This window comes from Acinetobacter guillouiae (assembly GCF_002370525.2).
Taxonomy (GTDB): Bacteria; Pseudomonadota; Gammaproteobacteria; order Pseudomonadales; family Moraxellaceae; genus Acinetobacter; species Acinetobacter guillouiae.
Genome location: NZ_AP014630.1, coordinates 2,040,411 through 2,057,189 on the forward strand (window position 1 = coordinate 2,040,411; position 16,779 = coordinate 2,057,189).

At 37.6% G+C, this 16,779-nt stretch carries 18 protein-coding genes; 12 read left to right on the forward strand and 6 right to left on the reverse strand.

The window, feature by feature from the left end:
- Positions 1–238: 238 nt before the first annotated feature.
- Entirely contained in the window at positions 239–1,867 is a 1,629-nt protein-coding gene (locus AS4_RS09320) for a long-chain-fatty-acid--CoA ligase (RefSeq protein ID WP_096733968.1), read from the reverse strand.
- 735 nt (positions 1,868–2,602) lie between these two features.
- Between AS4_RS09320 and AS4_RS09325 the strand changes: the two genes are divergently transcribed.
- The 6 genes from AS4_RS09325 to AS4_RS09350 all read left to right on the forward strand — a co-directional run bounded on the left by AS4_RS09325 (position 2,603) and on the right by AS4_RS09350 (position 7,354).
- Positions 2,603–2,815: a hypothetical protein gene (locus AS4_RS09325; RefSeq protein WP_096733969.1), complete on the forward strand. Its 213-nt coding sequence runs from the start codon at positions 2,603–2,605 to the stop codon at positions 2,813–2,815.
- Positions 2,816–2,967: 152 nt separating this feature from the next.
- The gene (locus tag AS4_RS09330) at positions 2,968–3,675 is read left to right on the forward strand and encodes a hypothetical protein (RefSeq protein ID WP_096733970.1); all 708 of its coding nucleotides are present in this window, start codon (positions 2,968–2,970) and stop codon (positions 3,673–3,675) included.
- A 34-nt stretch (positions 3,676–3,709) separates the two neighbouring features.
- Positions 3,710–4,675, forward strand: a complete 966-nt coding sequence (locus AS4_RS09335) for a 2-hydroxyacid dehydrogenase (protein ID WP_096733971.1) — start codon at positions 3,710–3,712, stop codon at positions 4,673–4,675.
- Between the two features lie 172 nt (positions 4,676–4,847).
- The gene (locus tag AS4_RS09340; protein ID WP_227548159.1) at positions 4,848–6,245 is read left to right on the forward strand and encodes a M48 family metalloprotease; all 1,398 of its coding nucleotides are present in this window, start codon (positions 4,848–4,850) and stop codon (positions 6,243–6,245) included.
- 150 nt (positions 6,246–6,395) lie between these two features.
- Positions 6,396–6,755, forward strand: coding sequence for a hypothetical protein (locus tag AS4_RS09345; RefSeq protein ID WP_004821117.1), 360 nt, complete (start codon positions 6,396–6,398; stop codon positions 6,753–6,755).
- A 38-nt stretch (positions 6,756–6,793) separates the two neighbouring features.
- Positions 6,794–7,354, forward strand: a complete 561-nt coding sequence (locus AS4_RS09350; RefSeq protein ID WP_096733973.1) for a GNAT family N-acetyltransferase — start codon at positions 6,794–6,796, stop codon at positions 7,352–7,354.
- 124 nt (positions 7,355–7,478) lie between these two features.
- On the opposite strand, the gene AS4_RS09355 is transcribed toward AS4_RS09350, so the two are convergent.
- Positions 7,479–7,925, reverse strand: coding sequence for a GatB/YqeY domain-containing protein (locus AS4_RS09355; RefSeq protein WP_004720970.1), 447 nt, complete (start codon positions 7,923–7,925; stop codon positions 7,479–7,481).
- Between the two features lie 38 nt (positions 7,926–7,963).
- Complete coding sequence (gene rpsU, locus AS4_RS09360) at positions 7,964–8,179, reverse strand: 30S ribosomal protein S21 (protein WP_001136722.1); 216 nt, start codon at positions 8,177–8,179, stop codon at positions 7,964–7,966.
- Between the two features lie 145 nt (positions 8,180–8,324).
- Between rpsU and tsaD the strand changes: the two genes are divergently transcribed.
- The gene (tsaD, locus tag AS4_RS09365) at positions 8,325–9,341 is read left to right on the forward strand and encodes a tRNA (adenosine(37)-N6)-threonylcarbamoyltransferase complex transferase subunit TsaD (protein WP_096733974.1); all 1,017 of its coding nucleotides are present in this window, start codon (positions 8,325–8,327) and stop codon (positions 9,339–9,341) included.
- 68 nt (positions 9,342–9,409) lie between these two features.
- Here tsaD and AS4_RS09370 read toward each other — a convergent pair whose 3' ends face one another.
- Complete coding sequence (locus AS4_RS09370; RefSeq protein ID WP_096733975.1) at positions 9,410–9,949, reverse strand: hypothetical protein; 540 nt, start codon at positions 9,947–9,949, stop codon at positions 9,410–9,412.
- A 110-nt stretch (positions 9,950–10,059) separates the two neighbouring features.
- Here AS4_RS09370 and AS4_RS09375 point away from each other — a divergent pair, with 110 nt between their 5' ends.
- Entirely contained in the window at positions 10,060–11,406 is a 1,347-nt protein-coding gene (locus AS4_RS09375) for an esterase-like activity of phytase family protein (RefSeq protein WP_096733976.1), read from the forward strand.
- A 126-nt stretch (positions 11,407–11,532) separates the two neighbouring features.
- Here AS4_RS09375 and AS4_RS09380 read toward each other — a convergent pair whose 3' ends face one another.
- Both AS4_RS09380 and AS4_RS09385 read right to left on the reverse strand, forming a co-directional pair.
- Entirely contained in the window at positions 11,533–12,591 is a 1,059-nt protein-coding gene (locus tag AS4_RS09380) for a type II asparaginase (RefSeq protein ID WP_004720964.1), read from the reverse strand.
- A 308-nt stretch (positions 12,592–12,899) separates the two neighbouring features.
- A complete protein-coding gene (locus AS4_RS09385; protein WP_004720962.1) occupies positions 12,900–14,135 on the reverse strand; it encodes a pyridoxal phosphate-dependent aminotransferase in 1,236 nt (411 codons plus the stop codon).
- 151 nt (positions 14,136–14,286) lie between these two features.
- Between AS4_RS09385 and msrB the strand changes: the two genes are divergently transcribed.
- The 4 genes from msrB to AS4_RS09405 all read left to right on the forward strand — a co-directional run bounded on the left by msrB (position 14,287) and on the right by AS4_RS09405 (position 16,759).
- Positions 14,287–14,706 (forward strand): peptide-methionine (R)-S-oxide reductase MsrB, encoded by a 420-nt coding sequence (gene msrB / locus AS4_RS09390; RefSeq protein WP_004720961.1) that lies wholly within the window; start codon positions 14,287–14,289, stop codon positions 14,704–14,706.
- Positions 14,703–15,185, forward strand: a complete 483-nt coding sequence (locus tag AS4_RS09395) for a glutathione peroxidase (protein WP_096733977.1) — start codon at positions 14,703–14,705, stop codon at positions 15,183–15,185. Before msrB ends, AS4_RS09395 begins: the two co-directional genes overlap by 4 nt.
- Before the next feature lie 35 nt (positions 15,186–15,220).
- A complete protein-coding gene (locus AS4_RS09400) occupies positions 15,221–16,066 on the forward strand; it encodes an AraC family transcriptional regulator (RefSeq protein WP_096733978.1) in 846 nt (281 codons plus the stop codon).
- 72 nt (positions 16,067–16,138) lie between these two features.
- A complete protein-coding gene (locus AS4_RS09405; protein ID WP_096733979.1) occupies positions 16,139–16,759 on the forward strand; it encodes a LysE family translocator in 621 nt (206 codons plus the stop codon).
- Positions 16,760–16,779 lie beyond the last annotated feature (20 nt).

The following is a 16,779-nucleotide window of genomic DNA, read 5'->3' on the forward strand; positions in this document are numbered from 1 at the left end:
ATCATCGTAAAATGTTTGGATTATAAGCAGCGCAAAGACTTTGCACATGCTATTGCAAAGCCAATAGGCGAGTATATTAAAGATCTTTATATTACACTTATCTTGCTGATTTACACTGCTTGTTTAAGGCTGATCATGGATTGAATATCTAATTTTTTAGAATTAGAAAAGCCCAATGTTATTGGGCTTTTAAAACTGATTTGAATAGGGCGTTACGCGCTAAAGCTTTTCAATAGAATTATTCAGTTAATAACACATCGCCATATTGTTCACGTAAATCACGCTTTAACATCTTACCAGTACCTGTTAAAGGAATGGATTCAACAAAAATCACTTTGTCGGGGATTTGCCATTTCGCAATCTTATCTGCATAGTAATCCAGTAGTTCTTGCTCAGTAATGTGAGTGCCTTGCTGTTTAATCGCAATCACCACTGGGCGTTCATCCCATTTCGGGTGGTTTGCTGCAATCACAGCAGCCATCGCAATTTCAGGATGATTCATGGCAATGTTTTCAAGTTCAACAGAAGAAATCCACTCACCACCTGATTTAATTAAATCTTTGGCACGATCGCTTAACAGCAGATAGCCATCTTCATTAATCGTAGCGATATCACCAGTATCAAACCAACCATCAGCACTTAACGCTTTTTCAGGTTTGCCATAATAAGACTCAATAATCCAATGGCCTTTTACTTGCAGATTCCCCGTGCTATGTCCATCACGCGCAACTTCATGTGTGCCATTTTCTTCATCGGTAATACGTAAATCTACGCCAAAAGGTGGGCGACCTTGAGACAAGCGAACTTTAAATTGTTCTTCTTCACTTAAATTTAGGTGTTTGGCTTTAAGTTGGTTGCCTGTGCCCAATGGGCTCATTTCAGTCATGCCCCATGCATGAATAGTTTCGCAATGATAGATGTCTCTAAATGCTTTCATCATCGCAGGTGGGCAAGCTGAACCGCCAACGACATTGCGTTTAAGGCTTTCAAGAGCGCTACCAGATTGTTTTGCTGCGGCAAGCAAGCCTTGCCAAATGGTCGGTACACCGAGCGCAATACTGACTTTATATTCATCAATCATTTGTACTAAGCTGGCACCATCTAGACCCGGCCCCGGGAGTATCAATGTACAACCGACCATTGCTGCGGCATAAGGTGTACCCCAAGCATTGACATGGAACATGGGAACCACAGGTAACATAATATCTTTTGCAGATAAATTTAGTGAGTCGGGCAGTGCGATCGCATAGGTATGTAAAATGGTTGAGCGATGACTATACAAAGCGCCTTTTGGATTGCCCGTTGTTCCTGAGGTATAGCAAAGCGAGCTTGCGGTATTTTCCTCAAAATTTGGCCACTCGTACTGTACAGAATGTTCTGCAATCAGCACATCATAGAATTTAACATCTGGGAGGGCATCGGCAATATCTTGGTCAAAAGCACCCAGATAAACGAAATGCTCGACATTAGGGGTAAGGGCTTTCACTGCTTTGATTAGTGGTAAAAAGGTTTTATCAAATAACACCACTTTGTCTTGAGCATCATTGATAATAAAGATCAATTGTTCAGGAAAGAGTCTAGGGTTAATGGTATGGCAGACCAAGCCACTTCCAGAAATTGCATACCAAGATTCAAGATGACGATGATTATTCCATGCAATCGTTGCAACTCGGTCACCTAAGCCTAAACCCAGTCCAGCAAGTGCATTGGCAAAGCGTTTCGCATTCTCGCTTACATGTGTCCAATCTGTCTTTGTAATCGTGCCATCGGTATTTTTTGAAATAATCGCAGTATCACCATGATAACGCGTAGCATGCTCAATGAGGCTACTGATTAATAATGGTTGCTGCATCATACGTCCTTGCATATAAAATTCCTTTATAATCTTGTTGATAGGCTTAAATTGTATTTTTCTCAGAAGCTTTCTAAGTGAAAAAATTTGTTAAATAGAAAAAGCTATCATTTCATCCTATATAAAAGTCAGATTAAATCAAGCTTAAAAACAATATTTTTTTGCAACATTTTTGTTGTTTTAACCAATAAAAAACAATAACTTAGTTGGATTATCACAATTTGAAAATTTGATGATGAAATTGGGGGTATCAGACTAAAGAACTAGGAAAAAGTATTATTCATATATATGTATATGTGCTAAACATATTACATGTCTTGTTAAGGCATTGATGTTTTAGGATGAAACTATATTGACGTGAGATATTAAAAGGAGTTTTAGAATGTTTCAAAAAATCAGAAAATTATTGTGTATCCACAGTTTTGAATATGAAATTGGACATAATATTGTGGTTAAAGAGTGTCGTAAGTGTGGTGCTCATCATTAATTTTCTAGAAGCTATCTCAAAATATCACTGTATTATGATCATTCGATAAAATATGGTGATATTTAGAAAGCGTTATATCTCTAAATGAAAATAATAAAAATCTAGTTTTTCAAGCTGATTCATTCAATCTTATGGCGATAGATGTCCTTGTTTGATTGCATATGGCTGTTTTATTTTATTGCTTAAGGCTGTCTTGGTTTTTTCAGTATGGTTAAATTTACGTTAGAATAACCCTATTCTTGTTTTATTGTCTTTGAATCATAATGTCTAAAGATTTTTTAGCTGAAAATTATATTGTCGATGAACATCTTGCTGATACTTTAACTTGGTTATGCCAACATCAAGATTGTTATGATGCTTTTCAATTTGATGTGTTGACTCAAGAACTCAAAGTTCATCATGCCAATGGTACAGATATCATTCGTCAGGGGATGTATCTTACGGCAAAGTACGGAATTTTAATCACATCTTTATAGTGAGTTGGTGCTCAATGATTGTCGCTAAAATCAGCATGTAACATATTCTTGCGTTTAAATTTAATTTATCGTGTTTTTTTGCTTTGATTAGTGCGACAAAAAAGGCAAAACACAGCTAAAATATAGCTTGAATAGTGTGTATTGAATCCATAATGAATATGAATGTATCAGAACATCAGCGTAGCATTTTGGCTACGATGGGAATAGAGCTTTGGATCCCCAAGGTTGATGTTCAAACACGTCATTATGAAAATGCGCTATACCGTGATATTGCTCAAGTTGAACAAGATATTGCTGTAGTGGCTGAGTTGAACACATATTCAACTCAATCTGATGCAAAATTAGAAAATCAAAATGTACAGCCGCCACAGATTGAAAAAGTACATCAGCCTGAAGTTTCTTTATTAAAACGAAATCCAGAAACACAGCAAACTGAAGAGGTTTCGGCACCTGAGCAAATTCAGCAACAGACAAACTTTACTGTTGAGCCTGCATTACAAATTGCGCCATTTGAAATCCAAGCCTATTGCATTGAAAGCTGTGTCATTTTTGTCGATTGTACTCAAATCAGCGCTGACCAATTCACGCTATGGGGCAATATACAGCAGGCGCTTGTAGGGCAGTTTTATGATTTAAAATGGCCTTTTCCAATGGTGCAGCTTCAAGATGGAAGAGGGGCTGCGATGTATATCCAAGGGTTTGTTGATGCTTTAAGGCAAGAGCGTAAAGTCATCAGTCTTGGTCAATTGCCTTATTTAAACAATACTGAAATGTTTGAATTGGCAAGTTTACAAGAGATGATTGAGCAACCTTTATTAAAACGCCGTCTATGGCAATTTATGCAAAATAAACTGAATTAATTTTCAAGATCTGTACTGAGAGGTTTTCTGGGATATGAATAAAAAAGTGGTTGTATTTAGTCAAATCGACTCAGAAGTTCAAGCAAAATTAGCAGAAAAATATCAGTTGGTTGTATTGAATCCTAAGCAAGGCGATATCAATGCACAAATTCGTCAAGCAGTTGTTGATGCAGATGCAATGATTGGTGCGGGTCGTTTGCTTAATGAAAGCAATATAGCCACTGCAGAAAAATTAAAAATTATCTCCTCTGTCAGTGTGGGCTATGATAATTACGATGTTGATTATTTAAATCAAAAGAAAATCTGGTTGTCGAATACACCACACGTATTAACCGAAACGACTGCGGATTTAGCCTTTACTTTGTTGATGAGTGCTGCGCGTAAAGTACCGAGTCTAGATCACTGGACCAAACAAGGTGAGTGGCAACGTACAGTCAATGCAACACAATTTGGTCAAGAAATTTTTGGTAAAACTTTAGGAATAATCGGTTTAGGTCATATCGGTGCGGCAATTGCACGACGTGGATTTTATGGCTTTAATATGAATATTGTGTATCATAATCGCCGTGAAAAAATCGAAGTTGCACAACAGTTTAATGCACAATATAAAAGTCTTGAAGCACTGTTAAAACAAGCTGATTTTGTTGTGGTTGCAGTAGACTTAAATAGCCAATCTAAAGCCTTAATCGGTGCTCAAGAGTTTGCCTTGATGCAAAAGCATGCTGTTTTTGTCAATATTGCGCGTGGTTCAGTAGTGGATGAACAGGCATTAACTGAGGCTTTACAGAACCGTCAAATTTTTGCTGCGGGTCTAGATGTATACCAAAAAGAACCGTTGCAACAATCGCCATTGTTTGAGTTGGATAATGTCGTGACTTTACCGCATATCGGCTCAGCAACTGCCGAGACGCGCAAGAAAATGGCGGAACTGGCTTTTCAAAATTTAGTCGATGCTTTGGAACAACGCACACCAAGATATTTAGTCAATGAAAACTTCTAGTTGATGTTGAATGTTTGCTGATAATGCAAATTACATATGAAGTGTTTACAGCCCCCTAACACTTCATTGCGAATTTGTACTAAATTCAATGTTATATTTAGAATATTAAAATAATTGGGACGATCAATTGAACAAGACCTTCCTCAGCCTTTGTCTCTGCTTAAGCACTTCAATTAGCTCAGCTGATGATTTTCTGCATACTCAGAATAGTACTCAATTTGAAGTACCTGAAATTGGCAGTGGGGTGGGGTTTATTGATCAACAAAAAGAAAAAACCATTGGTGAAAAAGTTTACCGTCAGGTTCAACAGCAAATGCCAGTTCTGCAAGATCCTTGGCTGGAAGATCAGTTTATGCTGGTTTTTTCAAAAATTCTCAGTCAAACTCAGCTTTCACAACCAGTAGGCTTGGTGGTGATCAAAGATGCACAGATCAATGCATTTGCAGTACCTGGGGGCATGTTTGCCTTAAATAGTGGAATGATTACAGCTTCAAGTAATATGGATGAAGTTGCCAGTGTAATGGGACATGAAATTGCCCATGTCACACAACGTCATTACAGCCGTTCACAGGAAGCATTTAAAGGTCAAGGTTTATTGGCACTTGCTGGAATCATTGTTGGCGCTGCATTGGCGTCCAAAGCGGATGGTGATATTGGTGGTGCGGTGATGATGGGTACACAAGCTGCATTGATGGACAAGCAGCTCAGTTATAGCCGAAATCAAGAACGTGAAGCTGATCGGATCGGCATGCAGTTTATGTATGGGGCTGGATATGACCCAGAAAGTATGGCTGATTTCTTTGAAACCATGCATCGTTCTACCAGTCGGTTAAGTTTTTTACCTGATTTTTGGTTAACCCATCCCTTAACAACAGAGCGTATGAGTGAAGCAAGATTAAGGGCAAATCAATTTCCAAAAGTTCCTTTTCGTGCCCAGCAATCTGATTTTGATATTATTAAATGGTATACCGCAGTAATTTCGGGACAAGCCACTGACCGTCAATTGCTAGCTTTAGCGCAATCGAATAATTTAGCGGGTCTATTGGCTTTAAGTGAGTTTTATTTGCTGCAAGGTGATTATGACAATGCGCAGACGCAGCTGAATTTAGCCAAGAAGGTCAACGCTGAGCATACTTTGGTCACTTTGATTCAAACTGATATTTATTTAGGGCGAAATAAATTAGATGATGCCTATCAAACCATCATCAGTAAGCAAATCATAACCCCAGAAAATCGTGCATTAAGTTATAAATTAGCCGAAGTTTATATTCGACAGCAGAAGCCCAAAGAAGCTGAGCAATTGGTTAATCGTTTTGTGAATAAAAATAATAAAGATATTATTGGCTGGCAACTGTTACAACAAGCGGCAAATTTAGATAAAAAGAATCCAATGCGTACAGTCAATGTGCTGAGAAATCGGGCAGAAGTTCAATATTGGTCTGGTGATGAAGAAAATGCAATTAAATCACTTTTACATGCCAAGCGTTTGGCTAAAGAAAATAATGCGATGAGTGCCCGTATCGATACACGCTTAAAAGTGATGCAAGATGAACGAAAGTTAAAAATTTAAAAGCTTGATTTAAAGGACTTAAAACTTGAGTTAAAAAACTAAGAATAATGGGTGATTTTAAATGTGCCATTAAAGAAAATTTACTTTCTATTCTTGCGTGAACAGGTTAAGCTAAAATCACTTAAAGTTATAATAAAGTATTTGATTCACATGAAGAAAATTTTAATCGCATGCAGCATTTTTTTCTATGCTCACTCAACATTTGCAGCAGTACCAGAAAGCTATGTTCGAGAAGTTGAGCGTATTTCGACGCAATACAGTGCCGACATGAAATTTTTTTTGCGTAGTCTAGATCCTAAATTGAGTCAGTTTAACCCGCAACAAGAGTCACAATTCTGTGGCATTGTTAAAAAATATGTCGATGATATGTATAAAACGACAGATGAAAATCGTCAATACCTCCCACCATCAGCGCAATCTATGACCAAACAAAATGTGATTGATAAAGTGATGTTATCACCTGAAATGCAGCTGCTTAAAAAATATAATATTCAGTGTGATTTGAAATAGGTTTATCTTTAACATCTTACATCTGAGCCACATCATTTATGGATTTTAGCCAATTTCAAATTGAGAATGAGCAGATTGTTCTCAACATCATTCAAGTATCTGATGCTGAAGATTTATATAGTGCAATAAAAAATACTTTAACCGAGCTTAGAAAGTTTCCTGCAAGTTTAGTATGGGCATTGGAAGAACCTAATTTGCCAGCTTCAATGGCATTCTGCCAATCTCGTTTGGTGGCATTATTAAATAAAGAGAACTTTGTATTTATTATCCGTTTAAAAGAAACTGATGATTTTTTAGGGGTGGTTGATATCCATGCAATTGATTGGTTGCAAAATACTGCATCTATTGGGTTTTGGGGAAACTCAAAATTTAAACAAAAAGGCTATATGGCACAAGCGCTAACACTATTTGTAAGTAGTTTATTCTCGAAATGGAATTTTTTAGGTTTAAATGCTTATGTCGATGTGGAAAATATATTGGCACGAAAATTATGTGAAAAAGCAGGGTTTTTACTTAAAAATATTCAATATCAATCTGTACAGAATCCAGTCGATGGTGGCTTTAGAGATATTTGTCATTATCAGATAGAAAATAAATGAAGTGATATTGTAAATTGACGATTTTGGGCTATTTAACAAGAAACTATTTCATTGCAAAATAATTTTTATTTAAGTTGTTAAATAGACCAAATCAAACAGAAATTCAGATTTAAGAACGTTGGGTTTAGCCAAGTTTTGCTTTAATTTTTGCAGAAACTTGTGCTGGATCGGCACGTCCGGCTATGATCGGACGTAGAGAATTCATCACCTTACCCATATCTTTCATGCTAGTTGCACCTTGCGCAGTAATAGTTTGCGCAATGAGAGAATCAAGCTCGTCCTCTGACATAGCTTCAGGTAGAAACTGAGATAACACCTCAATTTCGGCTTGTTCTTTACTAGCTAAATCTTCACGGCCTGCACCTTCAAAGGCTTTGACCGATTCTTTACGTTGTTTGATTTGCTTTTCAATGACCGCAAGAACCTGAGTATCGTCAAGCTCTATGCGCTCATCGACTTCGATTTGCTTGATTGCTGCCTGTAGACCACGAATTACCGTTAACTTACCCATTTCTTTAGCACGCATTGTTGCTTTTAAAACATCAGTTATTTGGTTTTTTAAAGTAGTCATTTATCTGTCCAGGTGAGTCAATCAATCACAAATTAATCTTAGTAAAGGCGAGTAGTACGTACTGATTCACGCGCCAATTTCTTTTGGTAGCGTTTAACAGCAGCAGCTTTTTTACGTTTACGTTCTTGAGTAGGTTTCTCGTAGAATTCACGTTTACGAACGTCAGCTAAAACACCAGCTTTTTCGCATGAACGTTTGAAACGACGGATAGCTACGTCTACTGGTTCGCCTTCTTTCAATTTAACTTGTGGCATGAAGAATCCTCATTAAGTTATGGATAAGATCAGGGTCGAATTACCCTAGATCACAAGTGAAGGTCAGTATTTTACTCATTTACATCTCATACCACAAGTCTATAATAGCTTTAGCAATATTTTGAAATGGGTAAAAGGCAATTTAATGATCGTTCTGGGCTTAGAAACTTCATGTGATGAAACAGGATTAGCGCTCTATGACAATGAAGTCGGCTTAAGAGGACAGGTGTTATATAGTCAAATTAAATTGCATGCAGAGTATGGTGGTGTGGTCCCTGAGTTGGCCTCTCGTGATCATGTTCGGAAGTTAATTCCTTTGATTAATCAGTTGCTTGAGAAAAGCGGTGTAAAAAAATCAGAGATCGATGCAGTGGCGTATACGCGCGGCCCAGGCTTAATGGGCGCACTGATGACAGGGGCATTATTTGGTCGCACCTTGGCTTTTGCGCTGAATAAACCCGCAATTGGCGTGCATCATATGGAAGGTCATATGCTTGCTCCATTATTATCCGAAAATCCACCTGAATTTCCGTTTGTCGCATTATTAGTCTCAGGTGGACACACTCAATTGATGGCAGCACATGCAATTGGTGAGTACGAAATTCTAGGTGAGTCGATTGACGATGCCGCTGGTGAAGCTTTTGATAAAGTCGCAAAAATGTTGAAATTACCTTATCCAGGTGGTCCAAATATCTCAAAATTGGCGGAACAAGGTGACAAAAACGCGTTTGAATTTCCACGTCCAATGTTGCATCAAGGACTAGATTTTTCATTTAGTGGTCTAAAAACTGCTGTTTCAGTGCAGTTAAAAAAATTAGGTGAAGAACAACGTGATGCAGATATTGCAGCTTCATTCCAAGAAGCTTTAGTGGATACTTTGGTCAAAAAGTCGATTAAAGCATTAAAACAGTCGGGTTTAAGACGTTTGGTGATTGCGGGCGGTGTCAGTGCCAATAAACGTTTAAGAGAGCGTTTAGAAGCAGATTTAGCTAAAATTAAAGCAACGGTTTATTATGCAGAACCTGCTTTATGTACAGATAATGGTGCAATGATTGCGTTTGCAGGTTACCAGCGTTTAAAAGCTGGACAAAAAGATGGTTTATCGGTGACGACAACACCACGTTGGCCAATGACCGAATTGACTAAACCTGAATTAGTTTAAGTCTGGTATTGAACGGATCATTAAATTTAGCAAAGAGGCGAAAGCCTCTTTTTTTATGGATTTAAAATTTAACGCGAATAAGGCTTCCATGTTTTGCTTTTATTATCATAGTTATATTGAACCTGATCATCGTAATTTGATTCAAAGTTTGTATGGCCATATTGATGATTGATACTAAAACAATTTTTAATATTGCTATAGGTTTCATGTGTGCCAGGGTGATCACCATCGAATTGTGAACCCATTAAGCATAATTTTGAGTCATTCAATGCAAATGTATAAGTGGGCTTCTTTTTGACATTGCCTTCATTATCTTCCCAACCCGTAAACTGATAATTGAGTGGATAGGCCATCCCTGTTTGGGTATCTAAAGCAACCATTTCTAAAGAATCTGAAGTTCCCGTATTGAGTAAAATATATTTTTTATCAAAATTGGGCTGCATTGTTTTAAGCGCATTTTTATATTTGGCAAGATTGGCTTTAGAACAATAATCGCCATTAAAATAATCACTCTGACACTCAGAAACTTTTTTAAACGTCGTCCCAGCATATGCCAATTGTAGCGATGCAGAACAAACAATCAGTGATAGGGTAAAAAATCTTTTCATTTATATTGACTTTGAAAGTGTATCTACACAGTTTATCGCATTTCTTTTACTGTGGTTTATCTGATTTCATGATAAAAAATAATCAGAATATTAAAAAATGAGATTGGAACATGGACTTATTGTCTTCTGAACAGCATATCGACCCAAACAATATTGATACAGATCCTCAGCTTTATAAAAAATTTAGCCAAGGCGTGCGTTTGCCTTATGAAGTTTTAAACATTCACAATATTCCTGATGGTGCAAAACCTGGCCATTTTATCGAGATTCGTTGTGGTGGGTTTGGTTCAGAAATTTCAGCACACCCTACAGAAAAGTATCAATTCTATGCACTTACAGATCGTGGGCCGAATACCACGTATAACGTTAATCAAGATCATGGCAAAATCTTTTTAGAGCCTGACTATACCCCTAAGATTGGATTATTTGAGTTAAAAAATGATGGAACTATTCAGAAAATAAAAGAAATTCTATTAAAAGATCCAACAGGCAGAAATATTACAGGTTTGCCTAATCAGCATTTTGGCGCAAGTAAAGAAATCGCCTATGACCAAGATGGCAAGAAATTAGCCATAGGGACAGATGAATTTGGATTGGATGCTGAAGGTTTGGTTGCACTCAAAGATGGTACTTTCTGGGTCAGTGATGAATATGGTCCTCATATTGTGCATTTTAATGCAGACGGGCTAGAAATCGACCGGATCAATGCCTATGTTTTAGATGAGCGAAGAACATCGGGGTATTTATTGCCCCAAGAATATGCCAATAGACGCCAGAATCGAGGAATGGAAGGTTTAACCATTACACCCGATCAAAAAAAGCTGGTGGGCATCATGCAATCCACCATGAGCAATCCTGATGCATCGGTAAGCAAATCAGATCTTGTGCGTATTGTGATGATTGATTTAGAAAGCAAAGTCGTTTCTCAGTATTTGTATCAACAAGAAGGAGGTCCGAAGGCTTATTCAAATACGGCAATAACCGCATTGAGTGCCTCACAATTTCTAGTCGCAGAACGTGATGATGATTTCTATAAAGATAATCATCAAGCATTTAAACGGATTTATAAAATCAATTTGCAACATGCCACTGATTTAGAAAAGCTAAAGCCAACTTCGACGATTCGGCAAGATGAACAATTCGGTTTGTTGATAGCGGAACAAACCTTAGAACAATATGTGTTAACAGCAGGCTGGAGTGGTCTGGCTCAACAGGGTATCTACCCAGTAGAAAAAACCTTAGTGGTGGATTTGGTTGCGCGTTTACAGTATCCGCACGATAAAATTGAAGGTCTATGGGTGATTGATGAACAGCATTTAGCAGTGCTCAATGATGATGACTATGGTTTTTCTGAAACGGATGGAGTACTGGAACAAAAGTATTTGGATCACGATAAAAATATCATTGATGGCAACACACTTTATATCCTTGATCAATTGGATTTAACAGCGGATTAAATCATTATCCAATCAAGATAAAATTAAACCGCCAAATTAATTTGACGGTTTAATCAATAGTTCACGCTTAACTTTGTGCTGGTTTTAAAGATGATTCAAGTATTAAGCTTGATTCAAAGATTAAACTTAGTATTCCCAGAACATCCGTTGAATTTCTTTTGCATCTTTGGTTTTAGTGAGTGCCAAAGCGGCTAAAAGTTTTGCCTTTTGCGGATTTAAATCGTGAGCAACCACCCAACCATATTTATCATCAGGCTGTTCAGCATTACGTAACACAAAACCTTGTGGAACGCGGGAAGAACGAATGATTTGTACGCCTTGTTGCTGGAGTTGGTTTAATGTCGGAACAATATAATTTGCTACGGAACCATTACCTGTACCCGCATGAATAATGGCTTTAGCACCCGCTTTCGCGTAGGCCACATAGGCATCTGGAAGCATATTGCCTGAACCATAAACGATTTGAACGATTGGTAGCGCATCACCCTGAATGTTTTCAATATTAAACTCAGAACTATTGTTAAAACGTTTTGCAACGTTTCTAAACCAATAAGGTTTACCTTCAACCAGTGTACCTAAAGCACCCCATTGGCTGACAAAAGCATCGGTATGAATATTGATGGTCTTTGACACATCGCGTGCTGCAAAAATATCATCATTCATTAACACAAAAACGCCTTTGCCTTTGGCACTGTCTGCGGCAGCAAGCGCAACAGCACTATACAGGTTCAAAGGGCCGTCAGCTGAAAGTGCTGAAGGTGGACGCATAGAACCAACAACGACAATTGGTTTATCTGTATGAACTGTAAGACTTAGAAAATAAGCAGTTTCTTCTAAAGTATCTGTACCATGGGTAATCACCACGCCATTCACATCAGGCTTTTTAACCAATTCGTTCACTTTGCGTGCAATGGTTAAAAGCTCTTTGTCAGTGATGCTTTCTGAAGCAACCTGTAAAGCCTGTACGCCTGTAACATTGGCAAGATTTTGAATTTGCGGAACTGCATTCAACAAATCATCTACAGGAACTTTCGCAGCAGTATATGTTGCGCTATTTGTAGAACTTGCTCCAGCACCCGCGATCGTACCGCCAGTTGCGACGACAACGACATTATTTTTTGCATAACTCGTAAAGGGTAAAAGCATGCCAATTGCAAGTGTAAGTGCAGTAACCGTCTTTTTCATAAACTATCCTTTTCAATCATTGTTCTGGTCATAAGCATTTTTTGTACCAGTTTTTCAATCTATATAAATACTGAGCTGTTGCCCATACTTATTTAAAAATGTAATTTTTCAAATAATCACTCAAATTTATAGTTACATACTATTAAAACTGGATAAAGTGCTTGCCAGTGCGTTTTTTCAGCATTCAATGAAGATGTTGTGCAATATAACGTCAATGACTAAGTTTTTAGTTGTACAGATGAATTGAGCAATTAAAAAAGGCATTCAATTTTGAATGCCTTTTTGAGTTTATCTTTACTTTATAAAGATTAACGCATTTTTGCCAAGAAACGACTTAAGCGGTTCATTGCTTCACGTAATTCATTTTCTGCAGGGAGGAATACCACACGGAAATGATCAGGTGTAGGCCAGTTAAAACCTGTTCCTTGAACCAGTAAAACTTTTTCAGCTTTGAGGAAATCTAACATGAATTTTTCATCATCTTCAATTGGATAGATTTCAGGATCCAGCCTAGGGAAACAATACATTGCACCTTCTGGTTTTACGCACGACACGCCAGGAATATCGTTAAGCATTTCCCAAGCAATATTGCGTTGTTCATATAAACGACCACCTGGGCGGATCAAATCATTAATTGATTGATAGCCACCTAAAGCAGTTTGAATCGCATATTGGGCTTGATGGTTGGCACATAAACGCATAGAGGCAAGCATGTCCAAGCCTTCAATGTAATCCATTGCACGAGACTTATCGCCCGTAATCGCCATCCAACCAGAACGGTAACCTGCAATACGATAGGCTTTAGATAAACCATTAAAAGAAACACATAAATGGTTTCCTGCTAATGCTGCAACAGAGACATGTTCGATACCGTCATAAACAATTTTGTCGTAAATTTCATCCGCAAATAAAATCAGATCATGTTTTTTTGCCAATGCGACAATCTGTTCTAAAACATGGCGTGGATAGACTGAACCTGTTGGATTGTTTGGGTTAATCACCACAATACCACGAGTATTCGGGGTGATTTTACTTTCCATATCCGCCATATCAGGATACCAGTAGTTTTGGTCATCACATTTATAGTGAATCGCTGTACCACCTGATAGATTTACGGCTGCCGTCCATAATGGGTAATCCGGCATTGGAACCAGCATTTCATCGCCATCATCCAATAAACCTTGCATCGCCATAACGATCAGTTCAGATACACCATTCCCGATGTACACATCTTTGACATGTAAATCCAAGATACCTTTTTGCTGATAATACTGACAGATGGCTTTACGCGCAGGGAAGATTCCTTTTGAATCTGTATAACCGACAGCATTAGGCAAATTTAAAGCCACATCATTGATAATTTCTTGCGGGGCTTCAAAGCCGAACGGGGCGGGGTTACCGATATTTAATTTAATAATTTTATGACCGGCTTCTTCCATCTCATTGGCCGCTCGTAACACTGGTCCACGAATGTCGTAGCAAACATGCTCTAGCTTTGACGATTTCTTGATTTCACGTGGGGTTGTGTTACCTAAAACGGACATAATTTTATCCAATTATTTTGAGTTAAAAAAATAGATTACTGAAATATCACAATCTATGTTGAAATTTAGCTAGAAATTTTCCAAGCTCTAGCGTAAATATGGAAGTACTGAAGCATGACATTGAATGTCAAAGATTTAAAGGAGTTTAATGATGGGAAAACTCAATAAAACAGACCGAGAATGGCAAAGAGAGTTATCACCAGAGGAATTTAAAATCACTCGACAAAAGGGCACTGAACCTGCCTTTACTGGAAAGTATTGGAATTCCAAGCAGCATGGAACCTATGTATGTCGATGTTGTGGGGAAGAATTATTCTCTTCAGAAACTAAATATGACAGTGGTTGTGGTTGGCCGAGCTTTTTTAAACCAATCAATAATACTGTTATAGAAGAACAAGATGATCATTCGCATGGTATGGAACGTGTAGAAATTATATGCCATCATTGCGACGCTCATTTGGGGCATGTATTTGAAGATGGACCACAACCAACGGGCTTACGCTACTGCGTAAATTCCGCTTCTTTAGAATTAAAATCACAAGAAAAAGGCGACGAGGAAACGTATCCATGACCAACATTTATCAGTTTGAGGCTGAGCTGTTAGAGGGTGAAAATAAATCTTTTTCTGATTATGAAGGAAAAGTTTTATTGATTGTAAATACTGCAAGTAAATGTGGCTTTACTCCACAATTTGCAGGATTAGAAAAGGTTTACGAGAAATATAAAGACCAAGGTCTTGAAGTTTTAGGATTTCCTTGTAACCAGTTCGGTGGACAAGACCCAGGTACAAATGAGCAAATCGGCGCTTATTGCCAACGCAATTATGGTGTTTCTTTTCCAATGTTCGCTAAAGTGAATGTAAAAGGGCCTGAAGCGCATGTGATATTCCGTTATTTAACCAATAATAGTAAGGGCATACTCGGCAGTGGCATTAAGTGGAATTTCACCAAATTCTTAATTAATAAGAAAGGTGAAGTGATTAACCGCTATGCACCCACCACGAAGCCTGAGGATATAGAACAGGATATTGAAAAAGCTTTAGCAGAATAACCTGTTGTAAAGACCAAAATAAGACTGAGGATATAATGCAATTAGACACTACAGTTGAATTTTGGACTGATCCGCAAATGCCCTATGTCGAAACACGTAGGGCATGTCAAAGCCGTATTTGCTATAAATCACATAGCCATCCGACCTTTTCGATTGGTGCTGTAGATTGTGGAATAAGCCGCTTTAGTAGCTATTTTGCCAGTGAAGAGCAAATTCAAACAGGAAGTGTAGTGATCATTCCAGCTGAGGTGGAACACGCATGTAATCCACTGGAAAATCAAGCATGGAGTTATCAGATGATGCATTTAGATGCACATTGGGTTGCTCAACTCGTTTCAGAATTAGTCAAAGATATTGAGCAGCTTTATCCTCATCACATTCCGTTGCTAAAACCACAAATTTTAACAAACCCGCATATATACCAAGCATTTACCCAGTTAAATCAGCTGTTATTTGATCCAACCATATCGATTTTATTCAAACAACAACAATTAATTGAAGTGCTGAGTGAAATATTATTGCCCAATTTTGAATTTACCTTATTAAAGCAGTCTGATTATTTTCAAAAGCATTTGGGTGCAATGATTGATGATATGAAGCATAGTAAACAGATGCTTTCTTTAGAGGATCTCAGTCAAAGTCTAGGGATTAGTCGTTATGCTATTATTCGCTTGTTTAAAAATAATTTTGGCTTAACACCACATGCGTATCAATTAAATCAAAAAATAAATATAGCCAGAAAGCGTTTGAAGTCTGGAGAAGCAATTATTCAAGTTGCACATGATTTGGGGTTTACAGACCAAAGTCATTTTCATCATGTGTTTAAATCGCATACCGGAATCACACCAAAGCAGTTTCAAGCGCAGTTTGTCATGCTCTAACTGCGCAATTATCTACAAGATAACAAGTTCTAAAAGTATTTAAGCTCATCTAAATATTTTTTGGATCGAGTAATGCAACTGTTCTTTATTGTGATTGTCACCCATTTCATTGCTTTACTTTCACCCGGCCCTGATTTTTTTCTTATTTTAACCTCATTGTTTCGAAATGGGCCACATGCGGCGAGAGCTGTTTGTTTAGGGATCGTCTTGGGAAATGTTGTCGTGATTGGTCTTATTTTGGGCTCATTGTTTTTTCTTGGCAAATTTGATGATGAAATTTTAAAGTTGGTAAAATGGGGCTGTATTGCTTATTTAAGTTATTTGTCTTATCGGTGTTTCATATTTGCACAACAAGCTAAGCTAACAGTGGATTATCATATAGAACACCAAAATAAGCCAACCTTTGCATGGATAAAATATGTCTTGCTGGGGATACAGTCGAGTTTATTAAATCCTAAAAATATCCTGTTTTATAGCAGTATTATTATGGCAATTTATCAACACTATAATGTTGTTCAACTGACTTTAACCTGTCTGTGGATGGTGAGTGTGGTTTTGATCTGGAACTTGTTTCTGGTGCGATTGATGACTCAAAATAAAGCTATGCATTGGTTTAAAACCAAAATCAAATATATTTATTATCTTTCATCCTTATGCTTTGGTTTATTTGCTGTGGCTTTGTTGCTGAATTAACCCAAATAAAATTAGCCCCA